General features: G+C 44.7%; 24 protein-coding genes. 6 read left to right on the plus strand and 18 right to left on the minus strand.

Going from position 1 to position 25,316, the window contains the following annotated elements; all coding sequences use genetic code 11:
- Nucleotides 1-207: 207 nt before the first annotated feature.
- The 5 genes from RIC07_RS14685 to RIC07_RS14705 all read right to left on the minus strand — a co-directional run bounded on the left by RIC07_RS14685 (nt 208) and on the right by RIC07_RS14705 (nt 5,459).
- Nucleotides 208-603: an ACP S-malonyltransferase gene (locus RIC07_RS14685; RefSeq protein WP_446351401.1), complete on the minus strand. Its 396-nt coding sequence runs from the start codon at nt 601-603 to the stop codon at nt 208-210.
- The gene (locus tag RIC07_RS14690) at nt 600-974 is read right to left on the minus strand and encodes a DUF433 domain-containing protein (protein ID WP_446351400.1); all 375 of its coding nucleotides are present in this window, start codon (nt 972-974) and stop codon (nt 600-602) included. The genes RIC07_RS14685 and RIC07_RS14690 overlap by 4 nt, the downstream gene beginning before the upstream one ends.
- 212 nt (nt 975-1,186) lie before the next feature.
- Nucleotides 1,187-3,769, minus strand: coding sequence for an ABC transporter substrate-binding protein (locus tag RIC07_RS14695; protein ID WP_446395180.1), 2,583 nt, complete (start codon nt 3,767-3,769; stop codon nt 1,187-1,189).
- A gap of 27 nt (nt 3,770-3,796) precedes the next feature.
- Complete coding sequence (locus tag RIC07_RS14700; protein ID WP_446395181.1) at nt 3,797-4,786, minus strand: DUF1822 family protein; 990 nt, start codon at nt 4,784-4,786, stop codon at nt 3,797-3,799.
- 31 nt (nt 4,787-4,817) lie between these two features.
- The gene (locus RIC07_RS14705) at nt 4,818-5,459 is read right to left on the minus strand and encodes a sigma-70 family RNA polymerase sigma factor (protein ID WP_446395182.1); all 642 of its coding nucleotides are present in this window, start codon (nt 5,457-5,459) and stop codon (nt 4,818-4,820) included.
- A 354-nt stretch (nt 5,460-5,813) separates the two neighbouring features.
- On the opposite strand from RIC07_RS14705, the gene RIC07_RS14710 reads away from it, so the two are divergent.
- Nucleotides 5,814-6,842, plus strand: a complete 1,029-nt coding sequence (locus RIC07_RS14710; RefSeq protein WP_446395183.1) for a DUF2207 domain-containing protein — start codon at nt 5,814-5,816, stop codon at nt 6,840-6,842.
- Nucleotides 6,843-7,123: 281 nt separating this feature from the next.
- Here RIC07_RS14710 and RIC07_RS14715 read toward each other — a convergent pair whose 3' ends face one another.
- From RIC07_RS14715 to RIC07_RS14725, 3 genes are all read right to left on the minus strand, one after another.
- Nucleotides 7,124-7,963, minus strand: coding sequence for a DUF1614 domain-containing protein (locus tag RIC07_RS14715; protein ID WP_446395184.1), 840 nt, complete (start codon nt 7,961-7,963; stop codon nt 7,124-7,126).
- A 178-nt stretch (nt 7,964-8,141) separates the two neighbouring features.
- A complete protein-coding gene (locus tag RIC07_RS14720; RefSeq protein WP_446395185.1) occupies nt 8,142-8,429 on the minus strand; it encodes a hypothetical protein in 288 nt (95 codons plus the stop codon).
- A gap of 639 nt (nt 8,430-9,068) precedes the next feature.
- The gene (locus RIC07_RS14725; protein ID WP_446395186.1) at nt 9,069-9,701 is read right to left on the minus strand and encodes a PEP-CTERM sorting domain-containing protein; all 633 of its coding nucleotides are present in this window, start codon (nt 9,699-9,701) and stop codon (nt 9,069-9,071) included.
- Between the two features lie 736 nt (nt 9,702-10,437).
- Between RIC07_RS14725 and RIC07_RS14730 the strand changes: the two genes are divergently transcribed.
- Nucleotides 10,438-11,751 (plus strand): pentapeptide repeat-containing protein, encoded by a 1,314-nt coding sequence (locus tag RIC07_RS14730; RefSeq protein WP_446395187.1) that lies wholly within the window; start codon nt 10,438-10,440, stop codon nt 11,749-11,751.
- 386 nt (nt 11,752-12,137) lie between these two features.
- On the opposite strand, the gene cphA is transcribed toward RIC07_RS14730, so the two are convergent.
- The 3 genes from cphA to RIC07_RS14745 form a co-directional block, all read right to left on the minus strand.
- The gene (gene cphA, locus RIC07_RS14735; protein ID WP_446395188.1) at nt 12,138-14,819 is read right to left on the minus strand and encodes a cyanophycin synthetase; all 2,682 of its coding nucleotides are present in this window, start codon (nt 14,817-14,819) and stop codon (nt 12,138-12,140) included.
- 390 nt (nt 14,820-15,209) lie between these two features.
- Nucleotides 15,210-16,064, minus strand: a complete 855-nt coding sequence (locus RIC07_RS14740; protein WP_446381613.1) for a cyanophycinase — start codon at nt 16,062-16,064, stop codon at nt 15,210-15,212.
- A gap of 97 nt (nt 16,065-16,161) precedes the next feature.
- The gene (locus tag RIC07_RS14745; RefSeq protein ID WP_446395189.1) at nt 16,162-16,353 is read right to left on the minus strand and encodes a hypothetical protein; all 192 of its coding nucleotides are present in this window, start codon (nt 16,351-16,353) and stop codon (nt 16,162-16,164) included.
- Between the two features lie 75 nt (nt 16,354-16,428).
- Between RIC07_RS14745 and trmD the strand changes: the two genes are divergently transcribed.
- A complete protein-coding gene (gene trmD / locus RIC07_RS14750) occupies nt 16,429-17,148 on the plus strand; it encodes a tRNA (guanosine(37)-N1)-methyltransferase TrmD (RefSeq protein WP_446395190.1) in 720 nt (239 codons plus the stop codon).
- A 44-nt stretch (nt 17,149-17,192) separates the two neighbouring features.
- Nucleotides 17,193-18,353 (plus strand): hypothetical protein, encoded by a 1,161-nt coding sequence (locus tag RIC07_RS14755; protein ID WP_446395191.1) that lies wholly within the window; start codon nt 17,193-17,195, stop codon nt 18,351-18,353.
- 13 nt (nt 18,354-18,366) lie between these two features.
- On the opposite strand, the gene RIC07_RS14760 is transcribed toward RIC07_RS14755, so the two are convergent.
- The 4 genes from RIC07_RS14760 to RIC07_RS14775 all read right to left on the minus strand — a co-directional run bounded on the left by RIC07_RS14760 (nt 18,367) and on the right by RIC07_RS14775 (nt 21,022).
- The gene (locus RIC07_RS14760; RefSeq protein ID WP_446395192.1) at nt 18,367-18,786 is read right to left on the minus strand and encodes an ExbD/TolR family protein; all 420 of its coding nucleotides are present in this window, start codon (nt 18,784-18,786) and stop codon (nt 18,367-18,369) included.
- A gap of 151 nt (nt 18,787-18,937) precedes the next feature.
- A complete protein-coding gene (locus tag RIC07_RS14765) occupies nt 18,938-19,360 on the minus strand; it encodes an ExbD/TolR family protein (RefSeq protein ID WP_446395193.1) in 423 nt (140 codons plus the stop codon).
- Between the two features lie 84 nt (nt 19,361-19,444).
- Nucleotides 19,445-20,158, minus strand: a complete 714-nt coding sequence (locus RIC07_RS14770; RefSeq protein WP_446395249.1) for a uracil-DNA glycosylase — start codon at nt 20,156-20,158, stop codon at nt 19,445-19,447.
- Between the two features lie 249 nt (nt 20,159-20,407).
- Complete coding sequence (locus RIC07_RS14775; RefSeq protein ID WP_446395194.1) at nt 20,408-21,022, minus strand: class I SAM-dependent methyltransferase; 615 nt, start codon at nt 21,020-21,022, stop codon at nt 20,408-20,410.
- 225 nt (nt 21,023-21,247) lie between these two features.
- Here RIC07_RS14775 and RIC07_RS14780 point away from each other — a divergent pair, with 225 nt between their 5' ends.
- Nucleotides 21,248-22,183, plus strand: a complete 936-nt coding sequence (locus RIC07_RS14780) for a DMT family transporter (RefSeq protein ID WP_446395195.1) — start codon at nt 21,248-21,250, stop codon at nt 22,181-22,183.
- Between the two features lie 39 nt (nt 22,184-22,222).
- Here RIC07_RS14780 and RIC07_RS14785 read toward each other — a convergent pair whose 3' ends face one another.
- Both RIC07_RS14785 and RIC07_RS14790 read right to left on the minus strand, forming a co-directional pair.
- A complete protein-coding gene (locus RIC07_RS14785; RefSeq protein ID WP_446395196.1) occupies nt 22,223-22,963 on the minus strand; it encodes a PEP-CTERM sorting domain-containing protein in 741 nt (246 codons plus the stop codon).
- Nucleotides 22,964-23,495: 532 nt separating this feature from the next.
- Nucleotides 23,496-23,960 carry an ABA4-like family protein gene (locus tag RIC07_RS14790; RefSeq protein ID WP_446381633.1) on the minus strand — a complete coding sequence of 155 codons (465 nt, stop codon included), beginning with the start codon at nt 23,958-23,960 and terminating at the stop codon, nt 23,496-23,498.
- A 125-nt stretch (nt 23,961-24,085) separates the two neighbouring features.
- Between RIC07_RS14790 and RIC07_RS14795 the strand changes: the two genes are divergently transcribed.
- A complete protein-coding gene (locus RIC07_RS14795) occupies nt 24,086-24,688 on the plus strand; it encodes a DUF1517 domain-containing protein (protein ID WP_446395197.1) in 603 nt (200 codons plus the stop codon).
- A gap of 333 nt (nt 24,689-25,021) precedes the next feature.
- Here RIC07_RS14795 and RIC07_RS14800 read toward each other — a convergent pair whose 3' ends face one another.
- Nucleotides 25,022-25,279 (minus strand): hypothetical protein, encoded by a 258-nt coding sequence (locus RIC07_RS14800; protein ID WP_446395198.1) that lies wholly within the window; start codon nt 25,277-25,279, stop codon nt 25,022-25,024.
- Between the last annotated feature and the right edge of the window lie 37 nt (nt 25,280-25,316).

A 25,316-nucleotide genomic window follows, 5' to 3' on the forward strand; every position in this document is an offset into this window, starting at 1 on the left:
TCAGTGCAAAGTGCAAGACCGTGGCACCTAGTCGAGTGGCTGCTTCTTGGGGGGTTAAACTAGACATTGCCTGACTATATCATAGAAAATGTCTAGTTATGTCACTAATTGTCTAGATATTTACGGACTGTTAGTTAACCCTGAAAAATCTCGGGTCTTCCGTACTTGTGGTGATAATGCAAGCTTACTCTCTTGCCTGTAACTGCATTAGGGAATGAAAATTCGCCTTGAACCTCGATAGTCTTCAATGTCAACGATGATATCGACCAAGCGATTAACGCAACGATCCCGATACTCCGGTTCAACAAGCAACCGATCAATATTTCCTATTGTGATGACAGGCAACGATATTGGGGTACTCTCTTCGCGTATCACTTGTTCCAACGAGTCTTTTCCTTTCATGCTTCGGTTAGCAGTGAGTAAAATCATCTCGTTAGCTTGGGCACATTGCCAAACCACGCGATCGCTACTACTAACTTCTAACCCTACCTCTTCAAAGAGAATAAAGTGAATGGAAATTAGTTCAAGCCAGCCACTTGCAGCAAGACGACCTGCAAGGAGTACAGAGTGTCCACGTAAATTATGATCAACCAGAATGTTCATGCTTGCGATTCAAGCTTGGCTCGTTCTACTTGAAGCTTTGCCCGAATTGCTTCTGTGCCTGGTCTTGGGGGTTTTGCAACAATGTGAGCAATACGATCACGATTTTGCTGTTCATAGTACTGTCGCAATTCTTCAGCTTCTTTGAGAATGGTTTGGTATTCTGCTTCAACTTCAGTCCAATGGGAATCTATGTAAGATAGCGCAGAACTTAGCTGTTCATCTGTAAGACTCAGCATGGCACGGATGAACTTTGGTGGGTATTGCTCTGTAACATAGTCCATCACGTCATATAAAGTAACACGGGTTCCTGAGATCGTTAGTCCCCTCTCTGTACGAATGATAGCCGCTTGCCCATTAGAATCCGAAATCATATCCATAACTCTGGAACAGCTATGTCTATATTACCTCGCCCAAAAAACTGGTGGGTATAATGTCTACTATAATTTAACCCGCTTCCAATAAGCGCTAGTTTCATCTAGAAGCGCTACAGTTCCTCAATTTCTCTAGTAAGTCCTGTTGCTTCTGTGATTGTGTCAATACTCCCTGCCGCAGATCCTAGTTAGATGCGCTCTAACTAATCGGGTTACCGACAATAGGGAGACTCAATGGAAACAAATGCTAAACCGTAATGTCGGTTACTACAGGGTGCAACCTGTACTAATAATCCTGGCGGATTCCAGCGATTACCATTCGGTTCAAATTTAATGGTTCCGGTTGCTCCTTCAGCGCTAAAATCAGGAGCCATTAATGTTTCTTGCATACCCATGCGTGTTGGTTTATCTTGCATGACTAAAGCTTGTTTGTGGGCACGAGCCGCATCATAGGTGAGAGCTGTTCTCGCACTAACTTCTCCTCCCCACAAATCACGAGCGTCTTGAATGAATTCTTGATTGGGGCTACTCAAGCCAAGCCAGGGAGAAAACAAAACGAACTTGTCAAAGGGTTTTAAATCGGCAATGGCGAGACTCTTTGGACCGTAGAGAGACCAGCTTCCTACTATCCAATTATCACCATTATTAACCTTGACCAAATCAATGGCATGGAAAAGAGAATCCGTCACTTGACCATCTGGAAGTAAAACCAGCGCTGTTTCCCCAGCTTGTTGGTTGACTTCAGTAATAGCTTTTTCGACATTGAAATTCTTCTTCGACAAATTAAACTCTTTTACGTTAACAACCGTTCCGCCCTTCTCTTTAAACCTAGTTTCAAACTCCTGTCGCAGCGAGCTGGTGAAGGGGCTATTAGGATTGTAAAAGATAACCGCTTGTTTTTGACCCGCTTCGTTACGTAGGTAATCAGCTAAATACTTGGCTTCCACTCGATTACTATGAACAGTCCGAAAAAAAACATCTTTCGGCTCTTCTGTCAGTTCTTCAGTAGTCGTACCCGGAGATATCACGACCAATTTGTTTTCTTGGTAAACATCAATCGCGGCTACCGTTGACTCGCTAGTGTAGTGTCCGACAACACCCAGAATCTCTTGCTGTTTCACCAGTGCTTTTGCCCTTTGCTTGGCGGCTTCTGTATCATTACTATCATCAGTTATAACAACTCTCAGACCTATCTGATTCTTAATCGCTTGCTTGGGCAGAAACTTATAGCCGGGAAAGTTCTCAACGAGTTTTTCCTTACCCTCAAAGAGTCCCAAATTGACTTCCGTTTGTAATTGGGCAACGCCTCTTAATATTTCTTGAGCTAATTCTGAATCGGTTACGGATGTAGATTCATTCTGCCTTTGAATCACGGGAACGGCAACAGCAATGGTGTAGAATTTTGCGCCTTTAGCTTGCAGCAGCGCATTGTTTAAGTAAATTAATGTTTCCGGGTCTCTGTTCTCTTTCTGCCATGATTTATTAAGCAACTCAATCGCTTCTGTATACTTCGATTCCGCCAATAATTCGACGCCCCTTTCCTTTAAGCGTGGGGGTAAACGTTGCAGCAAAATTTCTTCTCCACAACTGATAAAGTCTCCCTGATTGGCAGGACAAGTTCTCCCGGGTTCTATGGCAAGTTTATCAAGGCTCATCAGTGTAGATAAAACGACGGCTAATCCCAAGCCAAATCTTAAACCAAGCCTTTGCCACTTATTCCTTGGTGGAGTCCAGGTAAAAGAAGCGGCAGTTGGATGTTGATACATCACGGGTAACCATGTCGCGTAAGGCAGTCGATCCTCTATCGATTCTAGTCTTTTTCTGGCGGTATTGACTGCCTTTTGGAGGGAGGCTCCTTGGGAAAATTTCTCGATAAAAAAGGTCAGGAATTTATGGGCGACTTCATCGGGTACGGGTTCTCTCATCACAATGACTTGGGGAATCTTTAAATCCGCTAACACCTGGGCTAACCCTAACCCGTCACAGCTATTAAAAATAGCTAAACTCAAACGTTTTTTTATAGCAGTTGAGAGGGCATTTCGTAACTCATCAACGGTCAGACTTTCCGTTTCATTCAGATAAAGTCTACCTGTGCTACCATCCCCTTCCGTATAACTATGACCTGCAAAGAAGAAGATATCCCACCCTTGTTCATCGTGAAGCCTATTTTCTAACTGCTCCCGTGTCGGTTCCGGGAGCAAGCAGGACTCTATCCCCGGTGTTTTCTGTAAAACTTGTTTGTCAAAGGTAATATTAATTCCATCATTTTTGCCGAAAACCGCTAAGAGTCTGATTTTGTTTTTTAGTTGTTTCTGTCGAATTGCCTGATACTCAAACGTGCTTAAGATAATCTCAACAGAACCTTGACGTTCCCAAAAATCCCAGAGATGCCAAGGTAATTGCTGAAGCTGAGGGTTGTCAGTCTGAATCAAGACGCGAATGTCATTATAGTGATTTAACTGAACGGCTAAATTCTCCCGAATGCGATAAAATTCATTGGATGTAGCGTTGAGCCATTGGTTGATCTTCTCTTTCAACTGATCCGCGAATTGTTGACAGTCCTCTCTAGAGGTATTGTAATCAGGGAGTTCTTCTAAGCGGGGTCTGCGGTAAATTTCCTCAAGTTGGCGATAATTGGTCTGCCAATGTTGATAGAGTTGGGTAATCTCAGGGTTAGCCAGTAAACGTCCGCTAATTCTCCCTTCGGATGAGTAACCTTCTTCCCCCCATTCCAGGATGACTCGAATTCCCCTGTCTAAGTCACCATCAAGGGTTAAATATACCGCTCGACCCATTGCTGACTCCTTTCACTCTCGACGCCGTTAGACTGCAAAGTTTTCGGTGAAGCTGGCTTCTGCCAAAGATAATTTTAGCGTAAACTGTTCTTTGAGTTTACCGCGAAATCGTTTGGTGAGCATAGTTGAATTGATTTCGGCTGAACGTTCAGAAAACACTTGTCCGGTTTCATCAATTATGCTCAAGGTTAGACCCAGGGGGAGTGTTTCGCGATCGCGGGGATGAATTTGCACTTCAATGTCAATTTTTTCCTCAACGGCTTCGGTTAAACTAACAACTAAGTCTAGGGCGTAATCCGTCTGGTTTGTACCTAAGTTTATGGGTTTAAGCCCTGTTACTCTAGGCTTCCTCATCCCCAATTGACTTGGAAAACTTCCTTCATCTCTTTTTTGCCTATTTTTATGGGAAAAAGGGGTGACTTGACTTGGATTTGGCATAAAACGCCATGCGGTTTGTAGTGCTGAGGGTTTAAATGCTTCGGTACAATTTTGCCACCCTTTTTCAAAAATATTCTCAAACCACTGGCTTAAGTTGATTAGTGTCATCAGAGTTTCTATCTGGTCTAAGAAATCTTCCAGAGAACCTAACTGAATCAACGGTAACTCTGGTGTTTTCACCGTTTTGACAAATCCCAGTAATGTTCCTTCTGTGAGGGATTCATTGAACTGCACAACTAAATAGCCAATCGGGTTTTTCCTAACCCCAGAAGGAATCTTAACCACCTGGGACTCTGAGCCTACCGGAAGGCACTTTAGCGTCCCTAGCTTTTTGAGTGATAAATCGGCAACGTCTGGAGGATTTGATTTCACTAAATTTCGGCTATTTATTTCTTGTAAATCTGTCTCAATTCCCATACATTGACAGTAAAAATTTACAGCATGTACAGTTAAAGTATTGAGATAAATTTGTTCCATTTTTTCGGGATTAGACTGCTGTTTCGCCAACTGGTTCGCTAGACGATGTACGGATTGAGTTAACGCCACACTGAATGTTGATTTTGTTACTATTTCATTCATGATTAATGGTTTGAACTAATTCCTAATATAATTAATACAAATATTCTCGCAAATGGGAAGAAAACCGAGTCAAACAGCGGTCGTAGAATCGACTGAGAGTTGACAGTGGGATTTTTAAATGCTCGGATAATTCTCGCCATGAATATCCTTCAATTCTCTTGATCACTAAATATTGAAAATTTACCTCTGTATGATTCGAGATGTGTGTGGTTTGAAAAAGACCGTCTGGATCTTCTTTGATCCAGAAGATGATCTCTGAGGATAAAAGAGGATTTAATTCTGATTCTACAAGCTGTTCTAGGTTTTCAGTCCACAGTCTTTTAGTCGAACAATGACTTTGTTTGACAAAGGAGCTTAATATTTCATTAATCGCGTCAATAAATCGTCTTTTCATGATAAAATTAACCCACGCTATTACTTCTCCCCGATTCGGCTCATACCCATCAATATTTTGACAGATATAAAGAAACGTGCGATTGCAGGCAGAAGTATAAATGTCCTCATACAAGCCAGGAAACTGACCCGAATAGGGACGACAAAGTTGACCGGAACGCTGAATGGCATTGACTAACCGGGTTAGCGCTATTTGCCGCATCTTTGTATTGGCAGGATGCTGTTGAGCTTTTATAGCTAGCTTCCTGAGTTCTTCATTGAATTGCTGCTTACCCACCATAATGTTAAGACACTCGAATCCCTTTAACTCTGGTTGATCAAATCATCTGCTTTGATCTAGTAGTCGGGTCGATGGTGAGACAATTATGCCAAACTCCAGTTTTTGTTACAAAGCTTAACACTATTCCTGATTTCCTCCCCATTTTCTCACCCTTGTGCAGAAAAAAGTGGTTTCTGGGACGAATAGAACCATAGAAGGGGTTTGGTAACCCAACCCCTACTGTGTCAGGACTTACGCAAAGACTCTATGAGTAGGGTGTGTTAGCGAAGCGTAACGCACCTTTACCACCATCTGTGGTGTAGCTGCGTAAGTACTGTGTGTTATTCGCTGCTTGAGATCAATTAATCTCGGATTATGTTTAAGTCTCGACAACTTCACCGAATCGCCATTGTAATCATGGCAGTTTTCGTGACGATTCTAATTCCCATCACCCATTCAACTGCATCAGACATTCCCTTCTACTGGGATTCCATCAATGTAGAAATGGATGTTCAACCCAATGGTGATATGTGGGTGACAGAAACACAGCATTATGTTTTTACCGATGATTACACCAACGAACGATATCGCTACATCCCTCTGAACAAGGTGGATGAAATTACCGATGTTACAGTTACAGAGAATGGGGAACGTTTAGCGACGACGACAGGAATTGAAAACAATCAACTTTGGATTCGCTGGCAACATCCTCTCAACCCACCTGAATCTCATGTTTTTGTACTCAAGTATCGGGTTATCGGTGGGATACAAGTCAATGGTGACAAAACCCAGGTTTACTGGAAAGCCATTTTTGCGGAGCGCCAAGTACCTGTTCTATCAGGTACAGTTACCGTTCAGTTACCCGAAGTCCTCTCAGGTCAAGTCAAAAGCTACACATCCTATGGAATTCCCGCTACTCGTCGCACTCTTGATGGTAAAACCTTTGAATTTGTCGCCAGTCAAGCATTGCCACCTGGGGATGAACTCGAAGTACAAATCATTTTTCCCTCATCGGTTTTGAATCTTCCTAAACCTCAATGGCAGCAATTTAGGTTTGATATTCAAGAATTTTTCGTCTATATGCTTTGGAGTTTGCCAGTTATTGGTATAGCCATCATGAAAATTCTTCCCCGTCGATGTCCGCGTTGTGGAAAGCTGGCGCTCGAAACTCGGTCTCAAGTCTTGGTTTATCCAACCTCTTATAAGGGTAGAAAGCGAGTGACTCTGGATTGTAACAACTGTTTTTACCATCGCGAATTTGAAGTAACTATCCCCTGTAGTGGTGGCGGTGGTGGTTGTGATGGCGGCGGTGGCGGCGGTGGCGGCGGTGGCGGTGGTGGTGGCGGTGGTGGTGGCGGCGGCGGTGGCGGCGGCGGTGGCGGCGGTGGTGGTGGTGGTGGTTAAACTGAAGTGCCACGCCAAGTTAACGCTTGTTCGCTTCAATATGAGTACATCATACCAGCCGATAAACCAGCACCCACCTATGCTAGCCAGTGCAAAAACCTGACTCAAGCCAAAAAAGACGGGTCTTCCGTACTTAGTGTGCTAAACCGTTAGGATAATGCCACAGAAGAAAACGGCACTGTATGAAGTTTTGTAATCCTTGTCGGGCATCCGTTGTGGAGAAAAGCAATGGTGGGCGAAAATTACCATTACCTCCTCAAGCACTGAGGTAGTGAACAACCTCAGTTAAAGGAAATTAATTCACCGACAACCGGAAGCCATTCAGCAATAATTAAAGCAGAAATACCACACTTGGCGATTCCATCGTCTAACCCAGCACCACCAATACTTAGTACACTTGCCACCCTATTAACATGAAGATCTTTTAGATGCAGTAGATCACACCCAATAGTTGTTCCTAAGACACCTCCAGCAAAAGCAACTGGAACATCAAGACGAGCAACACCACTTGTCACTAATCCCATTTCTGTAAAAGCAGCTATGAATATCATTGATGCAAAAACAGCTATGAGTGTTATAATCCAAAAACCTGAGAAAGTCAAATAAATCCCTATTCCTGGTAATACAGTGACAAAAAAATAGCTAATCAGTGCAACAATTGTCATCACGATTAAAATAGCTAAAGGTTGAGTGCGATGAAATTGATAGAGCGCCAAAACGATGGGAATCAAACCGCCTGATACATTTAAGCCGATGTAAGAACGGATGTAAGAACCGGGTGTAAGCGATATCAATACTGGCAGTAATTTATAGTATCTGCGACCCTGACATTGTAATACCAGATAGAGCGGCAGGTTGATGAAGCATCCGAAAAAAACCGTAATGATTAAAGGGATTCCTAAACTTGGTGCAATGCCTAAGCGAGTCATTACGAGCGAAAACACAATCGAATAAAATTTGATTGTGAACCAAAATAATGCACAAAAAATCAGCCCAAATATTAAACAGCTAGAAACACAACCTTGAGCAGACTTGGGTCTAATCTCCCAGTTAAATTTATGGCGTTGCACTACATCAAAATTCTGATTAAACCAATGTTCAATTCGTCTTTTAAAATTCATCTTTAATTTCTCTTTGATATTGAGAGTCTATAAATTATTTAAAGGCAAAGTGTACTTTTAGGCGATCGCACTCCCAAAACCCGTCAAACCCACAACCAGACAGTGTTTCAATTTTTTGGGAAAGTCGCGATCGCTCCTCACCTCTGTATCACTCCTTTTTTGGGCTGAAGGGGTGTTTTTATGGTCTAATGCCAGGGGGTAAAATTATTAGAAAGGAACCCTTCTTGCCCGGATTAATATCTGCTACTAAGGAAACAGAAGTGCCATCAAAATTCCAAAGCTCACATCCATTAGTGCCATCGGTAGCAGCGAAAAATAGTTCGCCATTGAACGGAGTCAAAAAAAGTATGAATGAATCTCGGTGTCCTGGTCTAATATCTTGTATTAAAGAAGCAGAAATGCCGTCAAATCTCCACAATTCCTTTCCATTATCACCATTGTTGCCATAGCATAAGCTGTTCGGCATTTAAACCTTAATGTCAATAATGGCGAAAGCATGGTAGTACGAGCATCTTGCTCGCTACTAATACCCAATTTAAATGCATGACAGCTTAACTCCAGATAGGGGTATTATGGTACTGAAAACTACTAGAATTCTTGTTAATATTAATTTTTTGAGGTTTTTCCATTTTAAACTATTCATGTTTTCCTTTACATCTATCTAATGTGGTAACTAAATGTATATTAGGTTGGCAACTAAGTGTTTATAATCACACAATGAACACCCTATTTACAGGCTTTGATCTGCCCTGTTGTTTTAGTGCCAAGCGTATGCGTATGTCAAGGTAACATACTCCCTGGTAATTAGCTTGATTGTCAAGAGTAATTTTATGCCAAAGAGAAATTTTTGTTGCCCAACTCGACGTAAAATTTTGTAAAGCCAAAACCTGGAATGGGCTGGTTTTGTTGATAGGCGTAGATCTGTTAACCTAAGCCGGAGAGTCACCCCTCTGACTTAGCTTTTGTTTTTCTTTTTGCAATGCTCTCGCTTGAGTAATACTCCAAAGCCTAGTGCAGCGCGGCGGAAATATGTGAGCAGCTTTGTAGGTGTGGAGGAGCTGGGGGAGCTGGGGGAGCTGGGGAAGCTGGGGGAGATATTAGCTGTTCAGTTATTTCTGCCTTCTTGCACTAGTGCTGTTACTGAACCAATTATAGTTAGGGGTTCTGGAACTGGCTTTGGGGAAATATCATCAGTAGCAAACGCTACATTCCAGGTAAAGGAGTGGCTTAATGCTGAGGTTGGGGTATTGGCATCACATCGAATATGAGGAGTGCAATTTAATACAACTCGACCTGGTGTACTCAAGTCAACTGCAAGCGGGAAGCCGAAACTAAATGTACTACTTGCCGCGCTATCAAATGTTACAGATGTAATCTCTTTATCGATATTGTCCAAGACTATTGACCCAAAGATGCCTGTAAAATTCCCGGCGGGGAAGGGCTTGGAGATGGTTAAGGTAAATGAGGACTCTGCAATATCTAACGAGTAGCTGCGACCAAATAACGATGAGCTAGTGAACTCGACCCCATCTCCGACAGTAGCTGAACTATCAATATGAGGTGAGTTGGGGTTAAGTACATCATTTACTTTTGCGTCAATGGTATCGCCAAAGAAGCCAACACCAAATGCCGGGAAGGCATACCCAACAACACTCATACCAATAGTTAAGGAACTGGGAATAACCGTCAGCATGAGTTGGGAAAATAAGCGAGGGGGAAATAAGCGAGTTCGAGTCATAGTAACGGATAGTACTTCTTTATTTGCTCAACCTTCGTTTATTAATTCTGACGGTTAAGGGTTATTTTATGCCAAAGAGGAATTTTGGAAACAAAACTTAATACTGAAGGTCAGTGATACGATAACCCTATATTCCGTTAGATTTCCTTGGGTCAACCCAACCTACTGGTGTGGCACATCAGTTTAACCACCACCGCCGCCACCACCGACTTTTTCCAATTTGCGATAATAAAAACAATTGTTATAACGCAGAGTCACTCGCGTACTACCATTGAAATATGACGTTAACCGAGTTTTGATCGCCAGCTTTCCACAACGCGGACATCGGCAGGGAATAGTGTTAAGTTTTGTAACAAAAACGGGAGTTTGGCATAATCGTCTCACCATTGACCCGACTACTAGATCAAAGCAGATGATTTGATCAACCCGAGTTATAGGGATTCGAGTGTCTTGATATTATGGTGGGTAATCAGCAACTCAATAAAGAACTCAGGCAGAGCTAGCCATCAAAGCTCAACAGCATCCTGCTAATACGAAAATGCGGCAAATGAAAAGACGATTTATTGATGCTATTAATGAGACATTCAGCTCATTTGTTAAACCTAGCAATTGTTGCAATAAAAGACTGGGCAATAAAAATCTAGAACAACTTGTAGTATCATACTTAAATCCTCTTGGCTCTTCTAGAGTGGTTATGATAAATTACCTGATACTAGTATTCAACAGGCTACATTCCATGAAACATAAGAAAATTGCATCTGTCATACTTTTAGCTTCCATCCTCATTGCCTATCCTACATCTGCTCAGAATAAAGAAACTTCTCGGCGGGAACTATACATTCTTTGCTCAAAATTCCCCCTCAATTCTCAATGTAAAGGACTGGAAATTCCCATTCCCTTAGATGAACGCAGTGGTGAAGAGGCTGGCTGTTCCTTACTTTCTGGCAATAGTAATCAAAGTGGGAAGTGCAAGGTAGTGGCAACAGAAGAAAGTTTGACTGTATACCTGGAGGATGAAGAAGGAGAACCCATTGAGTTTTTGGATAACCAACTTCCCAGTTTAGAGATTAAAATCCTTTTTGAGACTGTCTTTGCTCAGAATTACCAAATTTGGAATAAAGTTCACAGGTTAGAATTTGGCTACCTTGTGAAACCCGATTCCAATCAAGGCAATCGCACCAAATTTCTGACAATTCTCACCAATGAAAACCTCCCAAATTCTCTAAACACTCAACTCAGTCTAACTCCTACATCCGCAGAACTCTTATCCCAGAGCCAAGTAAACACTCTCTCAAATTCCTCTTCTCCAGTACAGCGATTATTAGAAACTAAAGAATGTATACGGTGTGATCTACGCGGTGCTGACTTGGCTGGTGCTAATTTAAATGAGGCTAACTTGGAAGGTGCGAGTCTGCAAGGAGCCAATCTACAAGATACCACACTTGTGAGAGCTTACCTGGTTGGCGCGAACCTCAGCCAAGCTAATCTCGCTGAAGCGGTTCTCACAGGAAGTAATCTCACCTTAGCCTCGCTTACTGAGTCGAGCTTGGAAGGTGCAGACCTGAGTGCTGCGAATCTACAAGGTGCTAATCTACAACTGGCTAATCTCAAGGGAGCCAAATTGATTGCACCTACTTTGATACAAGATGCTGATCTAAGAAATACCAACTTGGAAGATGCCAACATTCAAGGTGCAAACTTGGAAAGAGCCAACCTAGAAGGAGCAAATCTGCAAGGAGCAAACCTCAGCGATATTTCAATTCGCTTGCAGGATATACCTGGTAATTACAGTTTTGGTGAATTTTTGCTTGATCTTGCAATTGGTTTTCCTATTAGCAACAGAGGGACAAAATTTTACACTAACCTACGTAATGTGAACCTGAGAAATGCGACCTTGACAGGGGTCAACTTGGAAGATGCCTTACTAGACGGTGCAGATTTAAGCAATGCCAATCTCAGTGAGGCAAAATTGAATGATGTGGATTTATCAGGTGCAAACTTGTGTGGTGCAACTATGTCTGACGGTTCTACTTCCAATCTAGGCTGCTAGTATCTGTTTGTGCCATTATGCCAAAGTCCAAATCCGTTCAAGGGTGTACCTCCAATTTCAGGAGTGCTTTAGAACATTTGTACTGTAACTACGCGAGAGCGTACTGCTATATATTTGATGATTGAGAATTATGACAAAGAAACCGTAGGGGCGCACCGACGTGCGCCCGATTTAACCGACGTGCGCCCAATTTAACCGACGTGCGCCCAATTTAACCATAAAACCTATCCCACAATTTTAGCTGTGCCACACCAGTCGGCAATCCTAAATAGGATGCAACAAGCGAAATGCTCGAAACCCAGGTATAGCAAGGGTTTCATTTTTGAAAATTGCCACAACCTAAATAGGATTGCTATACGTGTAAACCTGACATACTCCCCTTCCCATCACCTAGGATTCGCCACCGATGGCTTTAAATCCGCTTGAGTCTCACCCACAGGCTGATAACCATTTTCTGGCAGAGGGCGTCGTTCCTCAATCAAGCTAATCGTCCCACTCACCTTTTCCGGGAAAATCACCACCAAACCACCGGACGCCACGCCGTCTAACGCCGTATTAATTGCGTCGGTTTCATTGAGAATAATTTCATACTCCCGATCCGGCTTCGTCTCCAGAATTCCCTTGCGAATCAACTCCGCCGCGTCACCACTGGGACGTCCCCGTAAATCCGCATCTTCTTTAATAATGATCCGGTCAAAAATGTCCGCAGAGAGTCGTCCCAGGTTAATGAAATCCTCATCTCGGCGATCGCCTGGTCCACCGACAACACCAACCCGTTCCCCAGACCAATTGCGGACAAAGCCACCCACGGCTTCATAACTGGCAGCATTATGGGCATAATCCACCAAGGCATGGTACTCACCTAGGTTAAATAAATTCATCCGTCCTGGTGTCTGCGCCACAGACGCCCGGAATGTGGTCAACGCATGACGAATTGCCTCAATCGGAACCCCTTGAGCAAAGGCGGCGAGACTCGCGGCTAAGGCATTCGCAATTTGAAACGGTGCCATTCCCCGCATGGTCACAGGGACATGTTCCGCCTTCTCAATCCGCAGCGTCCATTCGCCTCGGATTAAGGACAGGTAGCCATTTTCATACACCGCCGCCAAACCCCCCTGTCGGGTATGCGCTTTCACCACCTCGTTGTCGGGATTCATGGAGAAAAACGCCACATGACCTTTGACGCGCTGTGCCATCGCCATGACTAGAGGATCTTCAGCATTGAGAACGGCATGACCTGCTGGACTCACGGATTCAGCCACTACACTCTTAAGATGCGCCATCTGGTCAAGGGTATCAATGTCACCAATGCCCAAATGATCCGCCGAGACATTTAAGACAACGCCCACATCACAGGTATCAAAGGCTAACCCCGATCGCAGAATCCCACCTCGTGCTGTTTCCAATACCGCCACCTCAACCGTGGGATCTTTGAGAATCACTTGAGCGCTTTGGGGTCCAGTCGTGTCTCCTTGTTCGACCAGATGATCGCCAATGTAGATCCCATCGGTGGTGGTATACCCAACCCCATGACCCGTTTGCTTATAGATATGGGCAAGCAAGCGAGTGGTGGTGGTTTTCCCATTCGTCCCTGTCACCGCCAGGATGGGAATCCGACTGGCTTGTCCCGGTGGAAACAGCATATCCATCACCGGGGCGGCGACATTGCGCGGTAAGCCTTCCGAGGGACAGACATGCATCCGGAATCCTGGTGCAGCATTTACTTCCACCACCACACCGTCAATGTCCCGTAGGGGTTGGGTAATATCAGGCGTAACAATATCAATGCCAGCAATATCCAGACCAATAATTTTCGCCACCCGTTCCGCTAACCAAACATTTTCCGGGTGGATATCGTCCGTGCGGTCTATCGCCACACCCCCCGTACTCAGATTAGCCGTTGCCCGTAAATAACAGACCTCATCCTCTTTGAGAACCGTATCCAAGCTATAACCCTGACGTTCTAAGATGCTCAGACTCGTATGATCAACGATAATTTTCGTCAGGACGTTATCATGACCCTCTCCTCGATTGGGATCGCGATTCGTCCGTTCAATCAGTTCCTCAACCGTGGACTTACCATCCCCAATCACACGCGCCGGAATCCGCTGGGCGACGGCTTCAAATTTCCCGTTAATCACCAAGACGCGGTGGTCAAAGCCGGGATAATAGCGCTCGACAATCACCGCACGGGAAATATCTTTAGCGCGATCATACGCTTTTTCGGCTTCGTCCCAGTTGCGAATGTCAATGGTAATCCCCCGCCCATGATTACCATCCAGGGGTTTAATCACGATCGGAAAACCGCCTACATACTCGATCGCGCTGTCTAATTCGTCCAAATAAAGCACCGTTGTGCCTCGGGGAACCGGAACCCCCGCATCAAGCAAAATCTGCTTCGTCCCTTCTTTATCACAGGCTAATTCCACCCCTAAAATTCCGGAGTAATCACTCAAGGTGGCTTGAATTCGCTTCTGATGCACCCCGTAGCCAAGCTGAATCATGGCTCTGGCACTTAGGGGAAGCCAGGGAATGCCTCGGGCGTCGGCTTCTTTGACCAAGGCTTCGGTACTCGGTCCTAACGCCGCATCGCGAGCGAGTTCGCTCAGGTCTTTTAAGTCTTGATCTAACTCCCGTTGCGGATAAGTTCCGGTATCGATAATACTTTGGCACAAGCGCACAGCCGCCCTAGCCGCATAGCGACCCGCCTGCTCGTCAATGTACTCGAAAACAACTTGATAAATTCCGGCTGTCCCGGTTTCCCGAGTCCGACCAAACCCAACGCGCATTCCCACCAGTTCCTGGAGTTCCAGCGCCACATGTTCGATAATATGCCCCATCATCGTGCCTTCTTTGACCCGACTTAAGAACCCACCCCGAACACCCGGAGAACAGAAATGTTCTTCTAGACTGGGTAGCGTCTCTACCAGTCCCTCGTAGAATCCCAGAAGTACATTGGAGGGTTTATCGATGAGTTCCTCCAAATCAAGACGCATGACAATGAGTTTGTGGCGTCGAATGCTCCAGTAATTGGGACCGCGTAACGTCTGGATTTTTAGAATTCTCATAGTTAGTGATGAAATCGGGGATGGTTCACAATGTCGGCAAGGAGGCACAAACTAGCGATTGTGCAAAATCTATTTTAGGAATTTCTTTAACATTACGTGACATCCTCCTACCCTGGATCTCCAGATTAGAGCGTAGACTTCTCAAGTATCGCGACTTACAGTGTCTCAACATTTTTGCCAGTTCTCAGAAGTCCTCCACGTAATCGGGGGAGTAGTCTACTCTTGCCCTGATTGGATTCACCCGTTTTGAGTGGATGGGACATCTTATCTAGTTTCCGACTGTTCAAAGCCATCAAACTGTTCATCATAAACATTTTTTGGAAACGATTGGCGATTTTTGACCTTCGTAGAGACGTAACATGCTACGTCTCTACATCCCTGCTCTTGCCGTCATACATTATTGATGGGCATTAATGCTCGTTTATAGACATGATAGCGATCGCCATGACACAAAATATGGACTCGGAGGTTATGTAGACTAATGGGATCGGTGCTGCCAATATCCACTTGATTGGTGTGAGACAGTTCTCCGGGATCAATAATCGTCACCGTGCCTTTGCCCATCACCTGTAACCAACCATCTCGCTCAAAGATGATACAAGTATCTTCATCGATGCCGATCCCCAAGCGATCCGGGTGAGTGGCGATCGCACTAATTAAGCGGGCGATGCGATTCCGGTTCAGAAAATGCTGATCAACGATCACTTCCGGAATAATTCCCAAACCTGTTGCCATATCCACTAAAGAGCGATTCGGGGATTCACCACTCCCGCCGCCAGCAATCATGTGATGACCCATCACCGCCGCACCTGCACTGGTTCCCGCTAAGGTAATCTCCCCTAAATGTACCCGTTGGCAGACTTTTTCCATTAACGGGGTATCCGAGAGTAAACCACACAAACGCAGTTGATCCCCACCGGTCATGAATACACCCGTACAGGTTTCCACATACTCTTGTAAATAGGAATCCGATCCTTGAGCGCGATCGCGCACATCCAGGACTTTAATCTCCTTAGCCCCCATATCCTCAAAAATCCGCTGATAGCGATCGCCAATAATCGCGGGTTCTCGCGACGCCGATGGAATAATCGCAATTCGCGCCTCACCTGCACCCGATCGACGAAAAAAGGTTTGCAGGATCTCCCGTCCATGAACTTTATCTTCCGCACCACCAATAACAATGATGGCGGTTTTTGTCGATTGAGGCATTGTCGTCGCTTGGAATTGAGAGTCTAACTGCAGCATACTGTCGATGTCGAGTTCGGGCATAAGGTGAGTTCAATACTTGAGTATCGCGCTTGGCTAGAACTGTCACTTTATTACGATTTTGACTCTAGCTCAACTACTGGTTGAGGCTGTCCTGGGCAAGCTTCTCCACAACTAAACACCATCGCGCTTGGCTTTGATTCAGATGCACGCTACATCCGCCTCGATACGGTGAATCGATGGAAATGGTCACTTGTTTAGCTGCCAAAGAAGGCTCACTCACGACACTGAGCCGTTCAGAGGAAATCGGCTGTTTCCCCATCATCATGGCAAATTATACCAATAATTACCTATACTATGAGTTACTATTGACCCTTTTTGTCTTAACAGCTACCCAATTCTTGTGCGCTTTGATGTTGTCACCCTGTTTCCGGATTTCTTTACCTCTCCCCTGGCGTCAGGACTGCTGGGTAAGGCATTGACCAAACAAATTGCCCAAGTGCACCTAATCAATCCTCGTGATTTTGCCACCGATAAACACCGAAGGGTTGACGATGAACCGTATGGGGGTGGCGTGGGGATGTTAATGAAACCCGAACCAATTTTTGCGGCGGTGGAGTCGTTGCCCACATTACCTCGACGAGAGGTGATTTTAATGACGCCCCAAGGACAACCGATGAACCAGCCTCTGTTGGTGGAGTTGGCGACGGGTTATGACCAGATTGTGATCATCTGTGGACATTATGAAGGTGTCGATGAACGAGTCTTACATTTAGTGACGCGAGAGGTATCGTTAGGGGATTTTGTCTTAACCTGCGGTGAAATTCCCGCACTCGCCCTAATTAATGGGGTGGTGAGATTACGTCCTGGAACCGTGGGGAAAGTGGAATCCCTTAAATCAGAAAGTTTTGAAGCCGGATTATTGGATTACCCGCAGTGGACACGCCCTGCTGAATTTCGCGGTTTGCACGTCCCAGATGTTTTATTATCGGGCAATCATCAGGCAATTGACCAGTGGCGCAAAGACCAACAGATTCAGAGAACCCGGGAACGTCGCCCTGATTTATACGACAAATGGGTTAAGCAGGCTGAAAATCCGCCGAGTTCCAATATGTCAAAATGAAACTCAATTGAGATTAAATCCTTGCTGCTTTTAACTAGGCTTGTATGAAATCGCCTGAGTTGCTGAAAAACTTACCGACTTCTGTACAGAAGGTGTGGCGACCTATGCTGCTGATTTCTGTGGTGTTGCACGGTATTGTACTAATTCTACCCGTACCTTCTACCTGGGAAAAGTCGGAACCCGAAGAACAAGTGAAGGTGACACAGTTACCTTCTCTTTCTACATCACCTGAGTCTTCAGTAAATTCCGCTGAGGAACCCACAGGGGAAACGAGTCCAACGCCAAATCAACCGACTCCTTTCGTCTCAGCCTTTTCTAGTCAACCTACGATTAACTCATTTCCTGACCCTATCCAACCGACTCCTGATCTTAGTCCTACAATTGAATTTTCTCCAGGAATTTTGGAAAATCCTCAATCGTCACCCTCTCCATCACCCTCTAGTTCTAAGGATGAAACTCAGACGATTGAAGAAAAAAATACAAAAAATACTGATCAGACCATAAATTCTGGAATTGATCCCAATGATGACAATGTGGAAGATCCGCTGAAAAAATTCCTGACAAATTTTCCGTTTCCGGAAGAGGCGGCGATAGGTTCGTTAGGGGAACTTACTGGAGAGGCAGATACATCGGCTCGTCATATCCAGCAACCCTTAGGTCAGGTGATTAAATACTATGGCAAGGAACTACCTGAGCGCAATTATACTCTAGCTAATCCGAGTATAGATGAACCTGACTTCAAAGTTTATCAAGTGTCTCAAGATGATATATCTCAATATCTGCACTTAATTTTTAATGGAGAAAATACTATAATTTTTCTCTCGGAAACACAACTTGACCGGGCAGATTTACCTGAGTTAGCAGCGGAAACAGCCGAAGAGCGGGAATTAAAAGAGACGGTAGAACAAATTATTATTGCAGGTGAGTACGAAAAAAAATTAAGTGAAGGTGTCAAGAAAAAATTAGGCGATGGTAAATATAATTATTTGGGAACGGTTTATGCAAAAGCTACCGAACAGTTAGGCGATCAAATTGAAAGCAAAATTAAAGAAAAGGGCTTTAAGGTTCCTCAAGTGTTTCCTTTGGGAGAAGAGGGGATAATTTACAGTGTAGAAAAAAATGATTTTAAGGGCTTTATCCAACTCATCCCCACACAAGATGAATCGGGAACAGCCGTTATTAGTTTAGATGATTTCTCCTTTTAGTTTCTCAAAGAATTTAAGTTCCACTCTCAATAGCTAAGGAAACGCGATCGCCTCCCACATCCCGCATTTGAGCCAATACCTGAATCACTTGCTCGTAGGGCAATTGACTATCGGCTTGCAAGAAGATAACCCCTTGAGGATTTTGGGATAAATAGGTTTGTATTTGCTCAAACAATTGCTCTTGGCTGACGGATTGATTACCGATGACCAGTTGTCCTTGTGACTTCAATTGTACGATTAAAGGAGTGGGCTTTTCCGGCGGCTGAGTTTGAGTATTTTCAGTATTAGGCAGTTGAACATTGACGCCTTCTTGAGTGGTTAACAGCATGGAAGTCATTACAAAAAATGCTAGAACTCCCATGATCACATTGAGCATAGGGATTAATTGAATGGACGGTATTGATGATTGGGTTCGCTGGGTTCTAAAACGCATTGTTTAACGATTTAAATCTCCCCTCTTGCTCCCCTCTCCCAAGCTTGGGAGAGGGGCTGGGGGTGAGGGCTGGCTTGGGAGAGGGGTTGAGCTTAAGTTGACACCAATGGTAGGCGGGTCGCCCCTACAGGTTGTTTATAGGTAAATTATTTTAACGACGTTCAATAGCAAGAGAGACGCGATCGCCCCCAATTATTGTCATTTCTTTTAACAGTTTTTGCACATCTTCATAAGGTAAGTCTCGGTCTGCCTTTAAAACAACTGTAGCATTTTGATTTTGCTCTAGGTATGACTGGATTGTTTCAGACACCTGGTTAACGGTAATCACTTGATTATCCACTAAAATCTCGCCTTGGCGATTTAAGCCAATAACCAGAGTGTTTCTAGTATTTGACTCACCACTAGCGGTTCCAGAACCCGGTAAACCAGGTAGATTAATATTCCCTAAGCGCTGACCTGTATAGCTCATTGATGTGATAATAAAAAATGTTAGCACTGACATCATCACATCCATTAAAGGAATCAGATTAACTTCAGGGATTGATGAGTTCTTTTGCGTGTTTCTAAAGTGCATAAAATTCTAGGCGAGACTCTCCCAAAACAAAAATGGAATAAAAATTAAACAAATCTATTTTGTATAACCGTTTACTGGGGTTACCTAAACGGCATTTTCGGATTGCAGTTCATCTAATTTGGCACGCACTGCCTGGATGTCTTGCCACATAAACCACTTTGGCTTACCTTGCTCTCGTGACGGATTCCGCAATAGGTAGGCAGGATGGAAGATTGGCATACACAGTCGTCCTTCCCATTCCATCCAAGTGCCACGAATCTTAGTAATGCCGCGCTTTTCAGCCGTTAACCCCTTAACCGCCGTTGCACCTGTGAGCAGAATAATTTTGGGATCAACTAAGCGAATTTGTTCGAGTAAATACGGTTTACAAGCTGCAACTTCGTCAGGAGTCGGTACTCGATTACCAGGAGGGCGGCATTTATTCACGTTACAGATATAGACATCCCGTTCACTATCCAGTTTGACGGCGGCGAGAATCTTCTCCAGCAATTGTCCGGCTCTACCGACAAATGGTAAACCTTGCTCGTCTTCATTTTGTCCAGGGGCTTCCCCAATGATCATAATCGGAGCATGAACATTACCCCGTCCCACTACAGCATGGGTGCGAGTGGCGGCTAATTCACAGCGCTGACAACCATTACAATGATCCGCCAAAGACTCCATGGAGTCGTAAGTGCCAGGCGGAATCGGAACCTTGGCATCTGTCGGAATTAACTCCGGTTTGAAGTCATTAGGGGTAGAAGATGTCAGCCCTGACTGGTCAAAGAGACTGAGTTGTTCTGAGGACTCGTGGGACATAAATTTACGCTCGGACAATCCGACTGCTTGTTGAATTTTCTCATATCCTGTGCGGAATCCCTGATTTAATACCAAATCCGGGTTAACTACTCCCTTTATGAGTAGGGATAAGGCAACAGGCACTTAGGGGGTGACGAGATAGCTAAAAAGGAGACAGGGTATAGGGTATCCGGATAGCGCGACAATACCCTGTTTTCCCTTCCCAACTCACTCCAGAAAAAGTGCGACGACGTTCCATATTCAGTCTCCTCAACCAATGCGTTGAAAAATCGTTAGCATCACAGGTCCTAAAAGAAAATGATGTCCCAAGTATTCCATCCCGGCTACCCGACCAAATTGTTCGCGTTGCTCTCGACTATAGAAGCGAAGGTTATTAGAAAATAAAGGAATAGAAAGGGTCACTGTTTTTTGGTGTCCGATGTAGTCAACCAGGTAAAAACGTCCCCCCTGTCGCAGAACTCGATTCACCTCGGAGAATACCTGTTGAGGTTGAGGGTAATGCAGAAAACTAATTGTATTAAACACCGCATCAAATTGACCCTCAGCAAAGGGTAAAGACTCAGCATTTCCCTGTTTGAAAATAAGTCGCGGTCGATGCTGATTGCGCTGTCGGGCTTGACGCAGCATTTGGGAGGATAAATCAAGTCCTGTACCCTGGAGAGTCGGGAACTGGGTGGCAAGGCGATGCAATAATCGACCCGTACCGCAACCGAGATCAAGCACATTCGGATTTTCCGGTAGTTCGACGTACTCCAACAACCGTTGGTGAACGGCTTGGTAGAAAATTGTGGTAAACAGCAGGTCGTAGTTTGGTGCCCACCGATCAAAGAGCTTTTGCTTATGCCGATAAACGTCGCTTGTCACTTGAGTTCAGATAGATTACTCACACTCATTCAACGGTATAACACAAGTTTAGGAATAGGTAGCGAGCAAGATGCTCGCACTACAAGGATTTCGCCATTATTGATATTAAGGTTTAAATGCCGAACAGCTTATTGCTGCCCTGACGCCTTCTGCCTTTTGCCGTAGATGCCAAAAAAGCGTCACTCTTGCTCTAAACTCCAAGTATGGAATCGGGAGCATCAAATTGTGAAAACGTCCAAGCAACCGTTACCGTGGCAGGTGGGACTGGTGTTAGTCGCTGGTGTCTTGGCAGTTTCCAGTGCCGCCATTTTTATTCGTTTAGCGAATACGGCGGCTGGCTTGAGTGGCGTTGGATTTAGCCTGTTTCTGTCGGCTTCTCGCCTAACTCTGGCATCTTTATTAATAGTACCCGCTTGGCGAAACCTAGGATCTAATCAGCTTAGTCCCGGTGCCTTCCATTATGCTGTGGGGGCTGGGATTTGTCTTGCCCTGCATTTTGCCGCCTGGATTACGTCTCTATCCTTCACGTCAATTGCCGCTTCTACGACTCTAGTCACCACCAATCCCATTTGGGTAGCTTTGCTATCTTGGCTATGGTTTAAGGAAAAACCTTCTCGGTTAACCCTACTGGGAATTGGTATTGCCTTTATCGGCGGTGTCCTCATTGCATTAGGGGATCAAGAAACGGTTAACATGAGTTCTAATCCCGCCTTGGGCAATAGTCTTGCCTTAATTGGTGCTGTAATCGTTAGTTTATATTTATTGTTAGGTCGAGAAGCACAGCGGCGTGGTTTGGGAATTGGTAGTTATATAGCCATCGCCTATAGCACTGGCGCACTGGTTTTATTGCCCCTACCCTTAATCTTTGGTGTTGGCTACCTTGGCTATCCGCGTGCCGTTTATCTTTATGTTTTGCTAATGGCAGTATTGCCTCAATTAGTTGGGCATACTAGCTTTAACTGGGCAGTGCGCTGGGTGTCTCCCACCTTGGTTACCCTAGCGATTTTATGGGAACCCGTTGTCTCTAGTTTTTTGGGGTATCTCGTTTTTCAGGAACTCCCCGGACGCTTTGTGCTAGTGGGTGCAGCCGTTCTATTAGGAGGCGTTGCGATCGCGGTTTTTGGCGCTAGGACAACTTATGTTGAAGATGGGGGAACTTAAGGACAAGAAAACCAGTACGTTACTTGATTGGTCTATGCCTTAATTCTTGGACTGGGCTTTTTGGCGCTTTCTGGAAGACTCTTTTTTAAACAAGGCGCCAAATCCTAGGGCTAAACCTGAACCCAGGATAGTCAGCGGTTCGGGGACGGTAGCGACAAGAGAATCTGCCGCAAAATCAACCTCTTGGGGTCCTCCAACCGTCAAGGATACTGATTCTGCCCTACTGAAATCTGTAGCCGCAAAATTGTTAAACGCATTGAAATTGAAGATAGCACTCCCTTCACTCAGTCCTGTCTTCGTCAGGCTTGCCATATCACCGTCACTGTCTGTCACGTCTAATGCTAGCTTTGCCGTCAAATCGACACTGTCAATATCTAAACGGAAGAACTGATTCATACCTCCCCCAGTTAGATCAATATTCAGAGGACTAGTGTCGGTTCCATCCCATGTAAACACCGTCGTACTTTCAATTCCAGCATCGTTACTAATGGTTGCAAAACCGTCTACTATGCTTACAATCGCACCCAGCTCCGGGTCGTCAAACTCATTCTCATCTATTGTTAATTTGATCTTGCGCTCTTCACCAATTATGTTGTTGTCTCCATTCATCATAGTGTTCATAGCCATAGTATCAGGACTACCCAGGACTTCGACACTTTGATCAAACGTGTTAAAATCGTCAATTGTCACCTGGGCGGCTTGAGCTTGACCCACACCAAACACGAATGTCCCAAGTGCAAAACTAGGAATAAGGTATCTATTCATTTTTTGCTGCTTCATGAGATTTTGAAAAATTATCAACTCATACCGCTGCACGGAATTCAATTTTTAAAATGCTTGTCTTACCGATATTTCATTTATTTTGATATAGTTCCGCCGCGTTGTACTAATTCGATTTAATCTAAATCTTCGGCATAAGTGATCCAACTTTAGTGGCATATAGACGAAAAATATACAATAAGTTACAAACCTATTGGTTCAAGAATAAAGAAAAAATACGACCTTAGGAGGTTGAAGCCAGGTAAGAATTGGGATATGAATGGAAGAATTAGACGATTTTCAAGAAAGCACGTCACCTATCATTCGCTTCATTGCTCCGTTTCCCTCATCTCTTCATCACCTCATTAATTGCATGATGCAATGAAAATGGGATTATGTCTCTCTGATAGGGATTAGGTCTCTCTGAAGTAGTCCGACAAAAGTAAACGGTGCGCTGTGGCAACTTTTGCAAAAGTCAGCGATCGCTGAAAGCGCACCGATTGGGCATGTTCATGAAACTTAATACAGTTAAATTGATGTACGACTACTTAATCTATGAACTAGGCGTTGAGGCAGTCGTCGATTCTGTTTCCGAACCCGTCGATAATTTCTGGGTAATCCAAACTGTCAAAATATGAGACAACAATCCAATGGGTCCAGCAAATAAACAGAGAACCAGAGAATGAATAGTCCACAACCCAGTCCGTTGCCCTTCCCAGTAAATCCACCGCCCCACAAACAAATCCAAGACTAAAAAGTGAGTCCATCCGGCGGCGGCGATGATTTCGTCTCCAAAGAAGCGGGCAATATCAGCAAGCTGGGGATTGGATAAGGCTTGGGCAGATTCGGGTGTAAGGCTGTTGGCAAAGAAGTAGATGTACAACCCCACTAATGGGACAAACGGCAGATAGGATTCCATAACTTTTCGGGTAATCCCCCAGTTAGGAAGCAGAATCATCAGTAACCAGAAGGGTAAAACGAATAGATTCGCGATGGTAAAGAGTAGACTCGGTGTCATAACGTTAAAACAAAAGAGGCTTAATAAATAATACGTTAAAAATGGAACAGTGGGCAGTTTATGTTACCATCTTAATCGATAAATGTTACATGTAATTTCCTGTGAAGTTGGTAGAGGAGCAGTCTATGAGTTCTTGGCGCGATCGCTTCAATAAACTAAGTGGCAAAACCCGACTTGTTGTCTGTCGGTTGTTTGTTCATTTAAGTGGTACAGAAGTCGCACCGTTATTGGGAGTGCTGAATCGGGCGGCGCGAGATGCGGTTGAATCCGACGGAGACTTAGGCGTTCTCGGTGAAGGACTGGTGGATATTTGCCAGAACCTCTTACAGTACAATACCTATTGGCAATCGGCGGCGAATGAAGGGGATGTGTTTTGGGATGAAGGGGAGGCGGGAGATTTTGTGAGTGAATTATTTACTGACTCTGCCCAACGGTATTTGAGTGAGCCTGATTTCAATGGGTGTTCATCGGAGAATGAAGCGCTATCTTTACCCGTCACTCGTAATTTAATTGTGATGATTACTGTTGCGTTTGAGGGAGAAGTGCCGGAACTGGAAACCAATTTGGCAGATATAGAGGCACTAGAAGAGGGTCTCAAAGCGTTAATTAATCTCCATTACCAGGGACGCTTGCGAGCGATCCAAGTTCACTTTTCTCCGGCTCAATTTGGCGATCAATTGACCGATGAACAACTGTTGGTTAATTTTCCAGAACTGATTCCGCTGTAAGGCTGAAATCGGTTCTCTGTTTCTTTTAAGTGGGTGGACAAAATTAAATTTAACGGTTGAGATTAGATTATACATAAAGGCGGGTTTTGTTGTTCCGTTATTGGTGAGGCAGGGCGGGTTTTGTTTTTCCGTTATTGGTGAGGCAGGGCGGGTTTTGTTGTTCCGTTATTGGTGGGCAGGGCGGGTTTTGTTTTTCCGTTATTGGTGGGCAGGGCGGGTTTTGTTTTTCCGTTATTGGTGAGGCAGGGCGGGTTTTGTTTTTCCGTTATTGGTGAGGCAGGGCGGGTTTTGTTGTTCCGTTATTGGTGAGGCAGGGCGGGTTTTGTTTTTCCGTTATTGGTGAGGCAGGGCGGGTTTTGTTTTTCCGTTATTGGTGAGGCAGGGCGGGTTTTGTTTTTCCGTTATTGGTGGATAGCTGTCTTTAGTCCCTAAACCCGCCCCTACGATTGTCCCTAAACCCGCCCCTACGATTGTCCCTAAACCCGCCCCTACAATTGTCCCTAAACCCGCCCCTACAATTGTCCCTAAACCCGCCCCTACAGTCCCTAAACCCGCCCCTACAATTGTCCCTAAACCTGCCCCTACATTCAAAACTCACGCGCCATGCCCTCGAAGGTCGTAAAGGGTT

Source organism: Coleofasciculus sp. E1-EBD-02, assembly GCF_040218245.1.
Taxonomy (GTDB): domain Bacteria; phylum Cyanobacteriota; class Cyanobacteriia; order Cyanobacteriales; family Coleofasciculaceae; genus Coleofasciculus.

Excerpts from the sequence above, each read along its gene's own strand:
- RIC07_RS14710 (WP_446395183.1), top strand. The coding sequence starts at position 5,814 with ATGTTTAAGTCTCGACAACTTCACCGAATCGCCATTGTAATCATGGCA.
- RIC07_RS14725 (WP_446395186.1), bottom strand. The coding sequence starts at position 9,701 with ATGACTCGAACTCGCTTATTTCCCCCTCGCTTATTTTCCCAACTCATG.
- RIC07_RS14690 (WP_446351400.1), bottom strand. The coding sequence starts at position 974 with ATGATTTCGGATTCTAATGGGCAAGCGGCTATCATTCGTACAGAGAGG.
- RIC07_RS14790 (WP_446381633.1), bottom strand. The coding sequence starts at position 23,960 with ATGACACCGAGTCTACTCTTTACCATCGCGAATCTATTCGTTTTACCC.
- RIC07_RS14730 (WP_446395187.1), top strand. The coding sequence starts at position 10,438 with ATGAAACATAAGAAAATTGCATCTGTCATACTTTTAGCTTCCATCCTC.
- RIC07_RS14755 (WP_446395191.1), top strand. The coding sequence starts at position 17,193 with ATGAAATCGCCTGAGTTGCTGAAAAACTTACCGACTTCTGTACAGAAG.
- RIC07_RS14765 (WP_446395193.1), bottom strand. The coding sequence starts at position 19,360 with ATGCACTTTAGAAACACGCAAAAGAACTCATCAATCCCTGAAGTTAAT.
- RIC07_RS14785 (WP_446395196.1), bottom strand. The coding sequence starts at position 22,963 with ATGAAGCAGCAAAAAATGAATAGATACCTTATTCCTAGTTTTGCACTT.
- RIC07_RS14720 (WP_446395185.1), bottom strand. The coding sequence starts at position 8,429 with ATGCCGAACAGCTTATGCTATGGCAACAATGGTGATAATGGAAAGGAA.
- RIC07_RS14705 (WP_446395182.1), bottom strand. The coding sequence starts at position 5,459 with ATGGTGGGTAAGCAGCAATTCAATGAAGAACTCAGGAAGCTAGCTATA.
- RIC07_RS14685 (WP_446351401.1), bottom strand. The coding sequence starts at position 603 with ATGAACATTCTGGTTGATCATAATTTACGTGGACACTCTGTACTCCTT.
- cphA (WP_446395188.1), bottom strand. The coding sequence starts at position 14,819 with ATGAGAATTCTAAAAATCCAGACGTTACGCGGTCCCAATTACTGGAGC.
- RIC07_RS14795 (WP_446395197.1), top strand. The coding sequence starts at position 24,086 with ATGAGTTCTTGGCGCGATCGCTTCAATAAACTAAGTGGCAAAACCCGA.
- RIC07_RS14695 (WP_446395180.1), bottom strand. The coding sequence starts at position 3,769 with ATGGGTCGAGCGGTATATTTAACCCTTGATGGTGACTTAGACAGGGGA.
- RIC07_RS14760 (WP_446395192.1), bottom strand. The coding sequence starts at position 18,786 with ATGCGTTTTAGAACCCAGCGAACCCAATCATCAATACCGTCCATTCAA.
- RIC07_RS14740 (WP_446381613.1), bottom strand. The coding sequence starts at position 16,064 with ATGCTGCAGTTAGACTCTCAATTCCAAGCGACGACAATGCCTCAATCG.
- RIC07_RS14700 (WP_446395181.1), bottom strand. The coding sequence starts at position 4,786 with ATGAATGAAATAGTAACAAAATCAACATTCAGTGTGGCGTTAACTCAA.
- RIC07_RS14745 (WP_446395189.1), bottom strand. The coding sequence starts at position 16,353 with ATGATGATGGGGAAACAGCCGATTTCCTCTGAACGGCTCAGTGTCGTG.
- RIC07_RS14770 (WP_446395249.1), bottom strand. The coding sequence starts at position 20,158 with ATGTCCCACGAGTCCTCAGAACAACTCAGTCTCTTTGACCAGTCAGGG.
- RIC07_RS14715 (WP_446395184.1), bottom strand. The coding sequence starts at position 7,963 with ATGAATTTTAAAAGACGAATTGAACATTGGTTTAATCAGAATTTTGAT.